This window comes from Roseicyclus sp., assembly GCF_965662675.1.
Classification (GTDB): domain Bacteria; phylum Pseudomonadota; class Alphaproteobacteria; order Rhodobacterales; family Rhodobacteraceae; genus Roseicyclus.
On record NZ_CBFIIK010000002.1, the window covers coordinates 1 to 15,647 of the forward strand.

Genomic DNA, 15,647 nt, shown 5'->3' on the forward strand with positions numbered 1-15,647 from the left:
CACCGATCCGCGCAAGTCCGGCACCTACCATTTCGCGGGCAGCCCCGACACCAGCTGGGCCGATTTCGCCCGCGCGATCATGACCGAGGCGGGATTGCCTTGCGCGATCGAGGATATCCCGACCAGTGCCTATCCAACGCCCGCCAAACGCCCGCCGAATTCGCGCATGGATTGCAGCGCGATCGAAGCCAGCTTCGGCATCCCCCGGCCTGATTGGCGCGCGGCGTTGAGCGAGATTGTGAAAGAGTTGGAGGCCGTACCATGACACAGCGCAAAGGCATCATCCTCGCGGGCGGGTCGGGGACGCGGCTTTACCCGATCACCATGGGGCTGTCGAAGCAGCTTTTGCCGATCTACGACAAGCCGATGATCTACTATCCGCTCAGCGTCTTGATGCTGGCCGGTATCCGCGAGATCGCGGTGATCACCACGCCGCAAGATCAAGACCAGTTCCGCCGCACGCTGGGCGATGGCGGCCAATGGGGGCTGTCCTTGACCTATATCGAACAGCCAAGCCCCGATGGGTTGGCGCAGGCCTATCTTCTTGCACAAGATTTCCTGGATGGTGCGCCCTCGGCCATGGTTCTGGGCGACAACATCTTTTTCGGCCATGGCCTGCCCGAACTTTTGGCCGAGGCCGATGGACGCGCGGCGGGCGGCACCGTCTTTGGCTACCGGGTCAGCGACCCCGAGCGCTATGGCGTGGTCGATTTCGCCCCCGATGGCACCGTGCAGGCGATCATCGAGAAGCCCGCGCGTCCGCCCTCGCATTTCGCGGTGACCGGGCTTTACTTCCTTGACGGGTCTGCCCCCGAACGCGCGGCTGCAGTCCAACCTTCGCCGCGTGGCGAGTTGGAGATCACGACACTTCTGGAAAGTTACCTCGCCGATGGCGCGCTTCAGGTCAGCCGCATGGGGCGCGGCTTTGCATGGCTCGATACCGGGACGCATGCCAGCCTGCTCGATGCGGGCAACTTCGTGCGCACGCTTGAACAGCGCCAGGGCATGCAAACGGGAAGCCCCGAGGAAATCGCCTTTCAGCATGGCTGGATCACCGCTGACGACCTTGCGGCACGCGCCAGGCTGTTCGGCAAAACCGATTACGGAAAATATCTGGAAGGATTGATTTGATGCCGCATTACCGTCTGCTGCGCTGAACCAAGCGCATGTTCTTGCGTCTTTACGCCCTTTATCTGCGATATGCCGCGCGCCATGCCGACAGGCTGGCGGGTTTTTCGTTGCCGCGCGATCGTGGCAAGCGGCTTGGCAATGTCGAACGGATATGGCGGGCTGATGGCGCCACGCGGATCGTGGGCTGGACAAGCGCGACGGCGCTATGTGTCAGCTGGCCCGGTGGCCAAGTTGATGCGATCCCGCATATCCAGAGATCCGATGTGATGCATCGCTTCGGTCTGCCAATCGATTGCGGTTTCGAGATCGATCTGCCCGAGGCGGCGCGCGATCTGACCTTGCATCTGACGCTGGCCGATGGGGGCGAGATCGCCGTGCCGGTCGCCCATCCCGCCGATCCGCCGACACCCGCTGCACGGCGGCGGCTTTGGCGTGCCTTCATGGTCGATCTGTTTCGGGCGATGCCGACCTTGATGCGCTGGGCCGTTCTGCGTGATGCGGGCGCGCGGACGCGGGTCAAACATCTCCTGGGGTTGGAGGCGAATGCAAAGGGGCTGCCGATCGATGGGCGCTTCTTGGCCGAAGGGCCGACGCCGCGTGCGCTTCATCCGATCACGATCATCGTGCCCGTACATGATGCTTTCGACATGTTGGTCGCCTGCTTGAGGCGTGTCGCGGCGCATACGGATGTGGCTTGGCATGCGATCTTGATCGACGATGCATCGACCGATCCACGCGTGCGGCCATTCCTGCGTGCTTGGACAGACGAGCATCGCGGACGCGTCACCTTGCTGGAATTAGAAAAGAATTTGGGTTTCGTCGGTGCGGTCAACCGCGGTTTCGCGGTGGCCGAGGGACATGCCGGGCATGTTGTCTTGCTCAATTCCGATGCCATGGTTCCTGCGGATTGGGCGTCGCGTTTGATTGCGCCTTTCGACCGTGATCCGCGCATCGCCTCGGTCACGCCGATGTCGAACAATGCCGAGATCTTCTCCGTTCCGTTCATCTGTGAAGCTGTGCCTTTGCCTTCGGGCATGGTCGATCGTATCGACGCGGTCGCCCAAACCCTCAGCTTGCCGGACCCGCCGCCTGTCGCACCTACCAGCGTGGGCTTTTGCATGGCGATCAATGCGCGATGGTTCGGCCGGGTGCCGCGCTTCGACACGGCGTTCGGGCGTGGCTATGGCGAAGAGGTGGATTGGTGCCAGAAAATCCGGCTGGCCGGCGGGCGCCATGTCGGTCTACCCACGCTTTTCGTCGAACATCGTGGCGGGCAAAGCTTTGGGGCAGAAGCCAAGCGCAAGGCCGTGCTGCGGGCCAATGCAATGAACGCGCGGCGCTATCCGGCTTACGATCTGGAGGTGCAAAGCTATATCGCAAACGATCCATTGCGCACGGCGCGCATTGCCTTGGCGGTCGTCGTTGCGGGCGAGTTGGCCATTGGGCCTTTGCCGCTTTTCGTCGCCCATTCGATGGGGGGCGGGGCCGATCACGCGCTTGCCGCCGAGATCGCGGCATTCACCGCGCAGGGCCAATATGCGCTGGTTTTGCGTGTCGGCGGGCCGTTGCGCTGGCAATTGGAGGTGCATGGTCCGATGGGCGTGATCTCGGCGGCGACCGAGCGTTTCGCCCATATCCGGCGATTGCTTGCCCCGGTCCCAAGCTTGCGCGTCGTCTATTCCTGCGGCGTTGGCGACCGCAATCCGATCGAATTGCCCAATGCCATGATGGGGTTGATACGTCATGATCGCCCCGATCGCCTTGAGGCGCGGCTGCATGATTATTTCGTCGTGAGCCCATCTTATTGTCTGCTCAATGCCGATGGTGCCTATCGTGGCCCGGTCTTGCGCGACAATCCCGACCCGGCTCACCGCCAGCGCCGCCCCGATGGCGGCATCGTGCCACTGGCCACCTGGCAATCGGCTTGGGAGGGGTTTCTTGCCCGCTGCGATGAGATCACGGTGTTTTCGGAATCCAGCAGGCAGCATCTGCTTGCGGTCTATCCGGGGCTTTCCGGCAATATCATGTACCGACCGCACGCCACCATCGCGCAGATCACCCGTATCAAGCATGCCGCCAATGCCAGTGCGACACTTGCTGTTTTGGGCAATCTCAGCCGTCAGAAGGGGGCGGGGGTCTTGTGCGATCTGGCCGAGCGTGTCGCGCGCGATGGCGGGCCAAAGCTCGCCCTGATCGGCAATATAGACCCCGCCTTTTCGTTGCCGCCCACTGTGCGGCTGCATGGAAGTTACATGCCCGCGGACATCCCCCATCTGGCCGAACGCTACGGGGTGGGGGCGTGGCTTGTACCGTCGATCTGGCCTGAGACATTCTCTTTCGCGACCCATGAGATGCTTGCCACCGGTCTGCCTGTTTACGGATTCGACATCGGCGCGCAGGGCGAGGCGCTGCGCCGCGCGCCCAATGGTATCCCGATTCCCTTCGACCCCGATGGTGACCATGCGGCGGCGGTACTGGCGATGATCGCGGCACGCGGGCCGTGGAGCGTCGTCCAAGAGATCAGCGTCCCGCGTTTGGACAAGGCAGCTGAATGATAGCTAATCTGCAACCCGAGTTGGCCGATGATCGGCCCCTTTTCATCATCGGCTCGGTCCGTTCCGGAACGACACTCACACGCAATCTGTTGCGGCGTGTGCCGAATTTCATTTGTCCGGAGGAAACCCATTTCTTTCGCTGGGCCGAACCGTTTCGTACGCCGCATAGCTGGCAACCCCATCGCAACAATATGCTGCTCAAGCGGCATCGCACGATGGACGGGATCGATGAGGAAACCTTTGAGTCGATCCTTGCCATCAGCCGCAGCAAGGCCGAACTGCAGCGCCGCTACATCGCAGCCTTCGCTCGGGCGCAAGGCGTGACGGGGCCGTATCGGTGGTTCGACAAGACGCCGCAGAATATCTACGGCGCCCCTCTGATCGCACAGCAAATGCCGCAGGCGCGCTTTGTCTTCATGGTGCGCAATCCTCTGAATGTCGTCGCCAGCATGAAACTTGGCCGTCAGGTCAAGATCTCCGATCTCTATGGTGCGTGCAATTATTGGCTGGAGGCGGCGGCAATCTATGAGACCCTGAACATGGCCTATCGCGAAAGGGTGATGTGCCTGCGCTATGAGGATCTTGTTGCCGATGTTCCCAAGCTGATGGCCAAGATCATGAGCCATATCGACTTGTCCGCCCCGTCGGCACTTTTTCATGATAACGATGCGCATGCGGAAAAGAACCTTTGGCTGAGCGCATTGACCCCCGCCGAGGCCGCCGAAGTTCGCGCTCAATGCGGTGCTGTGGCCGCCACATTCGGCTATGATTTAAATGCTGATCTCGCCGCGGCGGGACAGGCTGCGCAGGGGACGGGGTGAACACCCCTTGACCTTCCAGCTACAGGAAGCCCTATCTACCGGTTGAAACGGAGGGCCGACCATGCCGCGCGATACCCCACAGACCACTTGGCGCTACGAAGTGGGCAACCTGCATTGCGGCGGCTGCGTGGGCCGTGCCGAGGCGGCGATGGCGGCTGTTCCGGGTGTGATCTCGGCACAGGTCAATCTTGTGACCAAGCGAGCGGCCATCACCGCCGATGCGGGATTCGATCGCCAAGCGCTTGCGGCGCGGCTGGCGGATGCGGGCTATCCTTTGCTGCCTCTGGATGATCGGCTTGTGCGCGTGAGCGTGGGCAACATGACCTGCGGCGGCTGTGCCGGGCGGGCCGAGGCCGCCTTGCGCGCGCTGCCCGATGTGCTGGAGGCGGATGTCAATCTTGCGCTCAAGCGTGCTGATCTACGCATCACCCAGGATGCAGATTGGTCCATGATCACGGATGCCATGCAAAAAGCCGGTTACCCGGTGACGCGGCTGGATATCGCAACCGCCCCTGCCGATCCCGGCCCCGCCGATGAGGCAGCGCCGATGCGGCGTGCTTTTGTGATGGCCTTGCTCTTGTCCCTGCCGGTCGTGGTGCTGGAAATGGGCGGCCATCTGATCCCCGCTTTTCATCATTGGCAGATGCAGGCCTTTGATCCCCTGCTTTTGGGTGTGGTCAAGTTCCTGCTCACCAGCGCCGTTCTGGCGGGGCCGGGGCGGGTATTTTTCCGCCTTGGCATCCCGGCGCTGCTGCGCGGTGCGCCAGAGATGAACAGCCTTGTGGTGCTGGGCACGACGGCAGCGTGGGGGTGGTCGACACTTGTCACCTTCGCGCCCGCGCTCGTGCCGGACAGCGGGCGGCATGTCTATTTCGAGGCCGCCGCCGTTATCGTGACGTTGATCTTGCTCGGCCGTTGGCTCGAGGCAGGCGCGCGGGGCCGGGCCGGGGCGGCGATCCGCAAGCTGATGGCGCTCCGCCCCGACACGGCAATCCGAGTCGCGGATGGTGCCGAAGCCGAGGTGCCGCTTGCCCAGTTGCGGCGCGGCGATCTGATCCGGCTGAAACCCGGCGGACGCGTGGCTGTCGATGGCATCGTGACCGAGGGCGAAAGCTGGATCGACGAGGCGATGCTGACGGGTGAGCCCGTGCCCGTAGCCAAGCGCGCGGGTGACGCGGTGACGGCGGGCACGGTCAATGGCACCGGCACGCTGGTTTACCATGCGACCGCCGTGGGGGCCGACACGGTTCTGGCGCGCATCGTCGCCATGGTCGAGGATGCGCAAGCCACCCGCTTGCCCGTGCAATCGCTGATCAACCGCGTGACCGCGATCTTTGTGCCTGTGGTTCTGGCGATTGCGGTTTTCGCAGCGGGGGCCTGGCTGATCTGGGGGTCTGATCCGGCCAAGGCCTTGGTTATCGCGGTGTCGGTTCTGATCATCGCCTGCCCCTGCGCGATGGGTCTGGCCACACCCGTTTCGATCATGGCGGGCACGGGCCGCGCGGCGGAACTCGGCGTCTTGTTCCGCAAGGGCGATGCGCTGCAGGGTTTGGGCCGCGTCGATCTGGTCGCATTTGACAAGACCGGCACGCTGACCGAGGGGCGGCCGCGTGTCACTGCGATCCACCCGGTCGGGTCTTGTGATGCGGGCACCCTCCTTCGCCTCGCCGCGGGGGCCGAGGCCGCGTCGGAGCATCCCCTTGCTCGCGCTATTCTGGCCGAAGCCGCTTCGCACGGCATCGCGCCCGCGCCCGTCACGGGCTTTGCCGCGCAAACCGGGGCAGGGGTTGTGGCACGGGTTGATGGCGACACCCTGCGCCTTGGCAGCCGCGAATTTCTAGAGCGGGAGGGCGTGACTGTTCCCGCCACCGATCCCGCTCCCGCGACCGAGGTGCATCTGGCGCTGGGCGCGACCTATCTGGGCCATCTGGCGCTGTCCGATCCGATCAAACCTGACGCCGCCCGCGCGGTGGCGGCACTGCAGGTGCGCGGTGTCGAGGTCGCCATGATGTCGGGCGATGCCGAAGGGCCGGTTGCCGCAGTCGCGGCGGAACTTGGGATCGCGACGGCGCTGTCGCGGCTGTCGCCCGCCGACAAGCGCGCGCAGGTGGCTGCATGGCGGGCCGAGGGGCGGCGCGTGGCCTTTGTGGGCGATGGGATCAATGATGCCGCCGTGCTGGCCGAGGCGGATGTGGGCATTGCGCTGGGCACCGGCACCGATGTGGCGATCGAGGCGGGCGATGTGGTGCTTGTCTCGGGCGCGCCCATGGGCGTTTTGACCGCGATGGAGGTCAGCCGCCGCACGCTCAACAACATCGTGCAGAACCTTGTCTGGGCCTTTGGCTACAATGTCGCCCTTATCCCGGTGGCGGCGGGGGTTCTGGCGCTGTTCGGTGGTCCGTTCCTGAACCCGATGCTGGCCGCTGGCGCGATGGCGGCAAGCTCGGTTCTGGTGGTGCTGAACGCGCTGCGTCTGCGCAAGATGAGGGCTGCATGAATATCGGAGAAGTGGCCGAGGCCGCGGGCCTGCCCGCCAAGACGATCCGCTATTACGAGGATATCGGGCTGATCACGCCCCTGCGCGATGCCAATGGCTATCGCCGCTTCACGCAGGCGCATCTGCACAAGCTGGCCTTTTTGGCGCGCGCGCGGGGCCTTGGCTTTTCGATCGAACAATGCCGCACACTGTTGGCGCTTTACGAGGATCGCGCGCGCGCCAGTGCCGATGTGAAAGCCGTGGCCGAGACCCATCTGGCCGAGATCGACGCCAAAATGGCGGAACTGGCCGAGATGCGGCGCGTCTTGGCCGATCTGGTCCATGCCTGCGCGGGCGATCACCGGCCCGATTGCCCGATCTTGCTGGGTCTTTCGCAATCGGCGAAGGGCGATTGAACCGCGCATCATGCGGGCGTAGGCTTGCCCCACTTCCCTTGCGGACTGGCCCATGTCCCCTTTGCGCGGCATCACTTTCAAAATTCTGTCGGTCTGCGTGTTCGTGGCCATGTCGGCGATCATCAAGGCGACATCCGAGTATGTCCCGCCCGGTCAGGCCGTGTTTTTCCGCTCGCTGTTTGCCATTCCGGTGATCGGCGTCTGGCTGGCGCTCAGGGGTGAGTTGCACACCGGCCTCAAGACTCGCGATCCGCTGGCGCATTTCTGGCGCGGTTTGGTCGGCACGACATCCATGGGCCTTGGGTTTGCCGGGCTTGGGCTTTTGCCACTGCCCGAGGTCACGGCCATCGGCTATGCCGCGCCGATCCTCGTGGTGGTCTTCGCCGCGATGTTTCTGGGTGAACAGGTGCGCTTGTTCCGCCTGTCGATGGTGTTTCTCGGTCTGGCCGGTGTCTTGGTGGTGCTGAGCCCGCGCCTACAGGTCGATCCGGCCACCGTCACTTCGCGCGAGACATTGGGTGCGGTGATCGTTTTGTTATCAGCCGTCTTCGCCGCGCTGGCGCAGATTTTCGTGCGCAAGCTGGTCAATACCGAAACCACATCGGCGATCGTGTTCTATTTCTCGGTCACGGCCTCGCTTTTGGCCTTGTTGACGCTGCCTTGGGGTTGGGCGGTGCCGCCCCCGCATGTCTTTGGCCTGTTGATCCTTGCGGGTCTTTTGGGCGGCGTCGGGCAGATCTTGCTGACCACAAGCTATCGCAACACCGACGCCTCCTTGATCGCGCCGTTCGAATACACCTCGATGATCTTGTCGATCATGGTGGGCTATACCATCTTTGGCGAAGTGCCGGGGGCCGCGACCCTGGCGGGCGGGGCCATGATCGTGATCGCGGGTATCTTGATCATCTTGCGCGAGCGGCAACTGGGCCTAAAGCGCACGCAGCAGCGTAAGGTCGGGCCGACCAACCCGCATTGATCAACTGCGGTTCTGCCGCCGATAAGCCGCCTCGACCGCGTTGCCTTGTCGGGCCAAGACACCTTGCAGTTTTTGCAAGACCCGCCCGCGCGCCAGTTTCATGGTCTGCAACAAGAGCCGCGCGGTCAGCGTGTCAGCCGACAGATCGAGCATCAGCGCGACGCGCGTCACGGTGGCGGATAGCGGCACGAAAATGATTTCTTGATGACAGTTCATGCCGCCGATCCGACTATCGACGATGCAAAGCTCTTGCGGCACCAGCTGTGTGACCTTGGCCGTGATGGGGCGGGATTTGCCGCGCACGGTCACCTCGCCACGCCATTCGACGCCTTGGCTTGTCTGCGTCCAGTTTCCGACACGGTTCAAGACCGCGCCGCGCCCACGGGCGTCTTCCTCGAAGCCGGAGAAATCGGTGAAGCGCTGCCAGACCATCTCTTGGGGCGCATCCACATCCTCGGAAACCTTGAACTTCATGACTCACCCAAATCGCGATGCGACCCTACGCTAAAAAGACCGATCGGTACCCGTCAGCGCCGGTGTCGCGCCGACGAAATCGGGCATGATCAAATCGGCATAAGGCGTCCAGTATTCGGGAAAGATCTGGAACGCGATATCGTGGCGGCAAATGTCAAGGATCTGAAGTTGCAGATCCTCTTCGAGCGCGAAGAAATCGTATTTCGGCCCACCTGTTTGCAGCCATGGCATCTGGGCCTTGCTGCCGCAGGCCGCGTTCACGAATGTGATCAGCTCTGACAATTCCTCGAGCTTGAAGATCTTTTCGTAATAGGTCGGGTCTTGCCCGATGAATTTCTGCTGCTTCAGGAAATGCCGCGCCAAGGGGCGCGAACAGCGCAGATAGCCGACGTAATTTTCCAAAAACGTGCCCAGATCAGGATCGGGCGGCAGCCCCTCTTGCAAAAGTTCCTTACCCGCGGCCTCGACCGACAATTCACGATAATGCAGCACCCGGTTCGAATAGCCTGACAAAAAGCGCTTGACCGGATCGCGCACCAAGGCGAAGCGGCGGTAATCTGTCAAAGGGGCGTGATCGGTGTGGTTGAAGCGGTAATTGGCAACCAAGGCGTTGGCATCCATTGGCTTGCCCTGCACGGTCCATTGGCGAAAAGGCATGCCGTTTTCGACATGGAACAAGAACGCGCGCAGCGATGTGCCGCCGGATTTCGGTGAAAAGAAAAACGCCATCCGCTGCGCGGGTATGATGTAGGGCATGGCCTGACCTCTGCTCGATTGGTCATTTTGGTTATCTTTAGATCACACTAACAGATAATGCCGCCCTGCGACAACCAATTCCGGTCAAGATTTTCGGCAAGCGCTTTGGTGTGCTCAATCCAAGTTGTCGGCCAGCCAATGTTCCAACAAGAAATGGGCAATGGCCCCTTTGCGGGCGGGCCGTATCTCGGGATGTGTGCCGGCGAAGACGGTCAAGAGCTCGGATCGCGTGACCCAGCGCGCGGCCTCCAGCTCATGGGCGTCCACTGTGATCTCGGTGGTGAGCGCCTCGCCGCGACAGCCAATCATCAGCGATGCGGGAAAGGGCCAGGGCTGACCGGCGACATAGCGCACCGCGCCGACCCTGACCGCGGTTTCCTCATGAACCTCGCGGCGGACGGCAGCCTCGATGGTCTCGCCAGGTTCCACGAACCCTGCCAACAGCGAGAACATCCCATCGGGCCAGCCGGGCGAACGCCCGAGCAACACCTTTTCGCCTTGCGTAATCAACATGATCACCACCGGATCGGTGCGCGGAAAGTGATGTGCGCCACAAGACGGGCAAAGGCGTTGCCAACCCGCCTCGCTCATCACCGAGGCGGCACCGCATTTGGCACAAAAGCCGTGGCTGTCATGCCAGTTGATCAAGGCACGCGCGGTCGCGGCCATTTCTGCATCGCGCGCGTCGAGTTGGTTCATTACGGTGCGCAATTCGCGAAAGGCGCTGTCATCGGGCGCGGCCGGGTGGTGTTGGATCGTGGGGTCGAGAAAAGCGCCGATCTGTGCCTCGTCCACGGGTTCTGTCGGTTTCCACGCGCTGATGTCTTGCGCGAAGATCGCAGCGCCCGCGATGCGGCCAAGAAAAATGGGCGGGCATGATGCTGCTGACAAAACCGGGTGATCCGCCGGCAACTGTACAAGATGGCAGAGCCCGACCTGTGGGTCGCCATGCACCAGCGGTTTGCCGCGCCACAACGCGATGACCGCGCCGCCATTTGCATGTGCAACCGCGAGGTTTGCCGCATCCCGCCGTTCCACTGCCGAACGGTCGAGGTCGGAACCGCCGAATGTCACCTTGTCTGCCAAGAGCATGCCGCCACCTTTCTGCGCATCAACTGGCCAAGGGTATGACCCGCTTGCCACAGCTTGTGCAATGCATTCGCAAATCCATCATCGCCATAGGGTGACGTATTAACACCTGCATGCGAAACCGGCAGATTGATGAAGGGCTTTTGGATAGATCTATGACCGTCACCGCGACAGTGGCGTCCAATCTGGCGGATATGGCCGGGGCGGATGTGCGTTTGCGCCTTCGTCTTTTGGCGACGACGGATCTGCACGCGCATCTGTTCTCATATAATTATTACGCCAATCGCCCCGATGATGGGGTGGGCCTTGCGCGCTTGGCAGCGCCGATCATTCAAGCGCGTGGAGAAAGCACGAACTGCTTGCTGTTCGATAATGGCGACACGTTCCAAGGGGCGCCTTTGGGCGATGCGGCGCTATCCGATCTGATGCCCGCCGCGCAAGCCCATCCGATGATCGCGGCGATGAATGGGTTGGGCTTTGATGCCGCCACATTGGGCAATCATGATTTCGACTATGGCGTCGATGTGTTGGAACGGGTGATCTCAAAGGCCCGTTACCCGATCGTCTTGTCGAATGTGGTCAGGACGGGCGGTGATCCATTCGTGGCACCCCATGCCATCATCGAGCGCGGAATGATCGACAGCCAAGGTGCCTTGCGGATGCTGCGGATCGGCATCACCGGCGCGGTTCCGCCCCAAACCATGCAATGGGTCCGGCCTCAACTTGCCGGTCGGTTGGAGATTGCCCCGATCCTGCCTGCCGTCGCCCATCAGGTGGCACAGATGCGCGCCGCCGGTGTCGATCTGGTGGTCGTGCTTGCCCATACCGGCCTTGGGGTCGAGAATGCGGCGCCTGAGGATGAGAATGTGGGGTTTGCGCTGGCGCAGCTTGCAGGTGTGGATGCCGTCATTGCCGGTCACACCCATCGTGTGTTTCCTTCATCCAACATGCCCAATGCGCCATGCGGTGCGGCGCCGATCGTGCAGCCGGGGTTTTTCGGGTCTCATTTGGGCCAGATCGATCTTGAACTGCGGCCGCGCCAATCCCCGGCGCAGACCGGTGATACCCGCCAACAGTGGCAGGTGGCCAAGACCGCGGCCCGCCTGCGCGTGGCCGACGAGGTGGACGCCGGACAACGCTACGCGCTACGTCGCAGGCTTTACCACCTGCCCGCATTTCGGGCCGAAATGGCCCGTGGGCATCGCCTGACGCGGGCCTATTCCGCCCGTCCCCTGGGGCGCAGTGCGGTGCGGCTCGAGACCTATTTCAGCTTGTTGCGGCCATGCATGACCACCCAGTTGATCGCCGACGCGCAGCGTTTGGCGGTGGCGCCGATCATCGCGAATGATCCTGATTTGGCGGCACTTCCGCTGTTGTCTTGCACAACCCCGTTCAAGGCCGGAGGGCGCGGCGGCCCGGAGGCCTATTCCGATGTGCCGCAAGGTGCGCTTTTACTGCGCCACGCGGCCGATCTTTACCCATATTCGAATGGTCTGGCGCTCTTGCGCGCAACGGGTGCGCAGATCCGCGATTGGTTGGAGCGCGCGGCCGCCGCCTATCGCCAGATAATTCCCGTCACCGACCCAGATGCTCCGGCGCAGCCGATGCTGGACCATGAATTCGCCAGTTACAATTTCGACCGCATGGATGGGTTGCGCTACAAGATCGACCTGCGCCAACCCGCCCGCACCAATGTCGATGGCGACGAAATCCGCATAGGGCAGGGGCGTATCCGCGATCTATGCAAGCAATGCGGTGCGCCCGTCGGTGACGATGATGTCTTTCTCGTGGTCACCAATAGTTATCGGGCCGCCGGCGGCGGTCATTTCCCCGCAGCGGCACAATGCGAGACAGTCTATCTTTCATCCCATCCTGTGCGCGATGTGATTGCGGGCCATATTGCTGCGATGCGTGGTGCGGTCGCGCCAGCCATCAAGAGCGGTTTCAGCTTCACGCCCATGGGCGGCGTTCCCGTCATCTATGAAACCGGTCCCGGCGCGGCGATGCATCAAGAAAGGCTGGCGCAGCTGGGTCTGGTTTTCGACGGTGTCAGCGACACGGGTTTTGCGCGCTATATGCTCCGACTTTAGGCGATCGACCGCGTCCCGCTGAAAAAACTGGCAATTGATTTTCGGATCGCGCATGTTTTGGGCGTTAGTGTCGTAACAGTGCGCCGAGTCGGTTGACCTGGTTACGGCGCAGGGCTGTTGTGACGATATTCGCGAATAACGCGCTGCCAAGCCGAAGGAGAACTCGCTTGTTCCACCGTGCCATCCCCACACTCGCCGCCGCCTTGCTGGTCGCCGCCCCTGTCGCGGCACAAGAGACGGATATGAACTTCGCCCTCGACTGGCGGTTCGAAGGGCCCTCGGCCCCTTATTTCCTTGCTATCGACAACGGGCATTTCGCGGCGGCCGGCCTCGATGTTTCGGTCGTGGCGGGCGAAGGCTCGCTCGATGCGATCCCCAAGGTCGCCTCGGGCGCTTTCCCGATGGGCTTTGCCGATATCAACAGCCTCGTGCGCTTCCTCGATCAAAACCCCGGCGCGCCGGTGATCGCGGCGATGATGGTCTATGACAACCCGCCCTTCTCGATCGTGGGTCGCGTCAGCCAAGGCATTTCCGGCATCGAAGATCTCGAGGGTTCGACCCTCGGCGCGCCGCCGCCCGATGGCGCATGGGCGCAGTTCCCGATCCTTGCCGCGGTGAACGATATCGATGTCTCGACCATGACGATCGAGCCGGTGGGCTTCCCCACCCGTGAACCGATGCTGGCCGAAGGCAATGTCGATGCCGTGACCGGCTTCAACTTCTCGTCCTACCTGTCGCTGGCGCGTCTGGGCATCCCTGAGGATGACATCACGACAATCCTCTTCTCGGATCACGGCGTGGCGCTTTACGGCAACGCGGTCATCGTGAACACCGAGTTCGCCGCCGCCAACCCCGAGATCGTGACTGCCGCGCTTGGTGCCATCGCGATGGGTGTGAAGGATGCGATCGCCGACCCCGCAGCGGGTGCTGCCGCCGTCATCGCGCGCAACCCCGCAGGTGACGTCGCGCTGGAAACCCGCCGCCTCGAACTGGCGCTCGATGCCAATATCGTCACCGATTGGGTGCGCGCCAATGGCATGGGCGATATCGACCCGGCCCGCATGGATACCGCGATCGAGCAGCTGCGCTTGACCTATGAGTTCCAGAACGAGCCCGACGCAGCACTTTACTTCACCAATGCCTATCTGCCCGAGGCATCGGTGCGGATGGTTGCGCAGTAACGGCGTTGAGCTGACGGAACGATACCGCCCGGGGCCCCTTTTTTGGTGGCCCCGGGCATTTCATTGAGAAAGACGACCAAACATATGTCCGCCAATATGATCGAGTTGCGTGATGTCACGCATGCCTATCGGACCAAGGCCGGGCCACTGCCCGTTCTGGACCGCCTTTCCATCGAGATCCCGGAGAACAGCTTTTGCGCGGTCGTCGGCCCATCGGGTTGCGGCAAGTCCACGTTGACGCGGCTGGTATCTGGCTTGATGCGCCCCAATGAGGGCGAGGTCTGGCTGCATGGCCATCGTGTGACCAGCCCGCGCCCAACCGTGGGCATGGCGTTTCAGAACCCCGTTCTGCTGGAATGGCGCACGATCTTGCAAAACGTGCTTTTGCCTATGGAAATCGTCAAATCGCCCATGTCCAAGGCCCAGGCGACCGAACGCGCGCATCATTTGCTCGATCTGGTGGGGCTGACGGGCTTTGCCGAAAAACGGCCCTCTGAACTGTCGGGCGGAATGCGCCAGCGCGCAAGCCTGTGCCGGTCGATCATCCACAAGCCCGATGTGTTGATCTTGGACGAGCCTTTCGGCGCGCTCGACGCGTTCACCCGCGAGGATCTGTGGTGCACGATGCATGATCTGCGCGCCCAAGAGCCCTTTACCTGCCTGCTCATCACCCATGATCTGCGCGAGAGCGTGTTTCTGGCCGACCAAGTCGTGGTGATGTCGGGCCGTCCTGCGCATGCGCAACATGTCATGCAGGTCGACCTGCCCGGCAAGCGTAGCCTTGATGACCTTTATTCCAAGAAAGCGGTCGATATGCTGGCCACGCTGCGCCACCAGATCCAAGTGGCCCAAGGCCGCACGGTCGACGAAACGGCAGAGGCAAAGGCATGAACGATACGCTCCGCAAAATTCTCGCCCCGCTCCTGTTCATCATCGGCATCTTGGCCTTTTGGGAATGGATCGTGTGGTACAAGCAATTGCCTGATTTCCGTATGGCCAGCCCATCGGACCTGATCCCGCGCTATGTGCGGTTTTGGGATCTGTTCCTGATCAAGTCTTGGGAAACGCTGTGGCGCACCGTGGCGGGCTTGGGCCTTGCCGTGATCTTCGGCACGTTGATCGGCATGGTCATGGGTTTCTCGCGTTTCGCGCGCGAAGGGCTTTACCCGATCCTTGTCGGCTTCAACGCCATTCCAAAGGCGACGGTCGTACCGATCGTGGCGCTGATGTTCGTGGGTCAGCATGATTTCAACACCGTGCTGATCGCCTTCATGATCTCGTTCTTCCCCATCGCGGTCTCGGTCTCGATCGGGCTTTCGACGCTGGAACCCGAATATCGCGACATCTTGCGCTCGCTTGGCGCGTCGAATTTCACCATCTTCTGGAAGATCGCGCTGCCCAAAACGCTGCCCGAGTTCTTCGGCGCGCTGAAGGTTGCGGTCACCTTGGCCTTCATCGGCACCAATCTGATGGAGATCGTCAGCCCGCATGGTCGTGGCCTTGGCGATCTGTTCGATTCGGGCCGGATCAGCGCCGATTACCCGCTGATGTTCGCCGTGCTTTTCGCGTTGGCGGCCCTTGGGATCGTGCTGTTCTACGTCGTGGTGTTCTTGGAGCGCATCTTTGCCGGCTGGGCCGAGCGCAATCCGGGCTGAACAAGATCTGCCGCCAAAGGGTGCGGC

Annotated in this window: 14 protein-coding genes; 11 read left to right on the forward strand and 3 right to left on the reverse strand. The window is 62.4% G+C overall.

Annotated elements, in window-relative coordinates; translation table 11 throughout:
• From ACTG4J_RS00595 to ACTG4J_RS00625, 7 genes are all read left to right on the forward strand, one after another.
• On the forward strand, positions 1–265 hold a 265-nt coding region (locus tag ACTG4J_RS00595; RefSeq protein WP_439136549.1), incomplete at its 5' end, for a sugar nucleotide-binding protein.
• The gene (rfbA, locus tag ACTG4J_RS00600) at positions 262–1,131 is read left to right on the forward strand and encodes a glucose-1-phosphate thymidylyltransferase RfbA (RefSeq protein ID WP_439136550.1); all 870 of its coding nucleotides are present in this window, start codon (positions 262–264) and stop codon (positions 1,129–1,131) included. The genes ACTG4J_RS00595 and rfbA, both read left to right, overlap by 4 nt.
• A gap of 35 nt (positions 1,132–1,166) precedes the next feature.
• Positions 1,167–3,686 carry a glycosyltransferase gene (locus tag ACTG4J_RS00605; protein WP_439136551.1) on the forward strand — a complete coding sequence of 840 codons (2,520 nt, stop codon included), beginning with the start codon at positions 1,167–1,169 and terminating at the stop codon, positions 3,684–3,686.
• A complete protein-coding gene (locus ACTG4J_RS00610) occupies positions 3,683–4,507 on the forward strand; it encodes a sulfotransferase family protein (protein WP_439136552.1) in 825 nt (274 codons plus the stop codon). The genes ACTG4J_RS00605 and ACTG4J_RS00610 overlap by 4 nt, the downstream gene beginning before the upstream one ends.
• Positions 4,508–4,568: 61 nt before the next feature.
• Entirely contained in the window at positions 4,569–7,004 is a 2,436-nt protein-coding gene (locus tag ACTG4J_RS00615; protein WP_439136553.1) for a heavy metal translocating P-type ATPase, read from the forward strand.
• Positions 7,001–7,399, forward strand: a complete 399-nt coding sequence (gene cueR, locus ACTG4J_RS00620) for a Cu(I)-responsive transcriptional regulator (RefSeq protein WP_439136554.1) — start codon at positions 7,001–7,003, stop codon at positions 7,397–7,399. Before ACTG4J_RS00615 ends, cueR begins: the two co-directional genes overlap by 4 nt.
• A gap of 52 nt (positions 7,400–7,451) precedes the next feature.
• A complete protein-coding gene (locus ACTG4J_RS00625) occupies positions 7,452–8,375 on the forward strand; it encodes a DMT family transporter (protein ID WP_439136555.1) in 924 nt (307 codons plus the stop codon).
• Here the strand turns inward: ACTG4J_RS00625 and ACTG4J_RS00630 are convergent, their stop codons facing one another.
• From ACTG4J_RS00630 to nudC, 3 genes are all read right to left on the reverse strand, one after another.
• Positions 8,376–8,849 (reverse strand): SRPBCC family protein, encoded by a 474-nt coding sequence (locus tag ACTG4J_RS00630; protein ID WP_439136556.1) that lies wholly within the window; start codon positions 8,847–8,849, stop codon positions 8,376–8,378.
• Positions 8,850–8,879: 30 nt separating this feature from the next.
• A complete protein-coding gene (locus ACTG4J_RS00635; RefSeq protein WP_439136557.1) occupies positions 8,880–9,605 on the reverse strand; it encodes a sulfotransferase family 2 domain-containing protein in 726 nt (241 codons plus the stop codon).
• A gap of 114 nt (positions 9,606–9,719) precedes the next feature.
• Positions 9,720–10,697: an NAD(+) diphosphatase gene (gene nudC / locus ACTG4J_RS00640; RefSeq protein ID WP_439136558.1), complete on the reverse strand. Its 978-nt coding sequence runs from the start codon at positions 10,695–10,697 to the stop codon at positions 9,720–9,722.
• A gap of 152 nt (positions 10,698–10,849) precedes the next feature.
• On the opposite strand from nudC, the gene ACTG4J_RS00645 reads away from it, so the two are divergent.
• From ACTG4J_RS00645 to ACTG4J_RS00660, 4 genes are all read left to right on the forward strand, one after another.
• Complete coding sequence (locus tag ACTG4J_RS00645) at positions 10,850–12,784, forward strand: bifunctional 2',3'-cyclic-nucleotide 2'-phosphodiesterase/3'-nucleotidase (protein WP_439136559.1); 1,935 nt, start codon at positions 10,850–10,852, stop codon at positions 12,782–12,784.
• Between the two features lie 167 nt (positions 12,785–12,951).
• Positions 12,952–13,965, forward strand: coding sequence for an ABC transporter substrate-binding protein (locus tag ACTG4J_RS00650; RefSeq protein WP_439136560.1), 1,014 nt, complete (start codon positions 12,952–12,954; stop codon positions 13,963–13,965).
• A gap of 96 nt (positions 13,966–14,061) precedes the next feature.
• Positions 14,062–14,856, forward strand: a complete 795-nt coding sequence (locus ACTG4J_RS00655; protein ID WP_439136561.1) for an ABC transporter ATP-binding protein — start codon at positions 14,062–14,064, stop codon at positions 14,854–14,856.
• On the forward strand, positions 14,853–15,620 hold the full coding sequence (locus ACTG4J_RS00660; protein ID WP_422238447.1) for an ABC transporter permease: 768 nt from the start codon (positions 14,853–14,855) through the stop codon (positions 15,618–15,620). The genes ACTG4J_RS00655 and ACTG4J_RS00660 overlap by 4 nt, the downstream gene beginning before the upstream one ends.
• Positions 15,621–15,647 lie beyond the last annotated feature (27 nt).

What these genes read in the sequence shown, in the direction of transcription:
- rfbA (WP_439136550.1), top strand. Translation starts at nt 262, where the DNA reads ATGACACAGCGCAAAGGCATCATCCTCGCGGGCGGGTCGGGGACGCGG.
- ACTG4J_RS00605 (WP_439136551.1), top strand. Translation starts at nt 1,167, where the DNA reads ATGTTCTTGCGTCTTTACGCCCTTTATCTGCGATATGCCGCGCGCCAT.
- ACTG4J_RS00610 (WP_439136552.1), top strand. Translation starts at nt 3,683, where the DNA reads ATGATAGCTAATCTGCAACCCGAGTTGGCCGATGATCGGCCCCTTTTC.
- ACTG4J_RS00615 (WP_439136553.1), top strand. Translation starts at nt 4,569, where the DNA reads ATGCCGCGCGATACCCCACAGACCACTTGGCGCTACGAAGTGGGCAAC.
- cueR (WP_439136554.1), top strand. Translation starts at nt 7,001, where the DNA reads ATGAATATCGGAGAAGTGGCCGAGGCCGCGGGCCTGCCCGCCAAGACG.
- ACTG4J_RS00625 (WP_439136555.1), top strand. Translation starts at nt 7,452, where the DNA reads ATGTCCCCTTTGCGCGGCATCACTTTCAAAATTCTGTCGGTCTGCGTG.
- ACTG4J_RS00630 (WP_439136556.1), bottom strand. Translation starts at nt 8,849, where the DNA reads ATGAAGTTCAAGGTTTCCGAGGATGTGGATGCGCCCCAAGAGATGGTC.
- ACTG4J_RS00635 (WP_439136557.1), bottom strand. Translation starts at nt 9,605, where the DNA reads ATGCCCTACATCATACCCGCGCAGCGGATGGCGTTTTTCTTTTCACCG.
- nudC (WP_439136558.1), bottom strand. Translation starts at nt 10,697, where the DNA reads ATGCTCTTGGCAGACAAGGTGACATTCGGCGGTTCCGACCTCGACCGT.
- ACTG4J_RS00645 (WP_439136559.1), top strand. Translation starts at nt 10,850, where the DNA reads ATGACCGTCACCGCGACAGTGGCGTCCAATCTGGCGGATATGGCCGGG.
- ACTG4J_RS00655 (WP_439136561.1), top strand. Translation starts at nt 14,062, where the DNA reads ATGATCGAGTTGCGTGATGTCACGCATGCCTATCGGACCAAGGCCGGG.
- ACTG4J_RS00660 (WP_422238447.1), top strand. Translation starts at nt 14,853, where the DNA reads ATGAACGATACGCTCCGCAAAATTCTCGCCCCGCTCCTGTTCATCATC.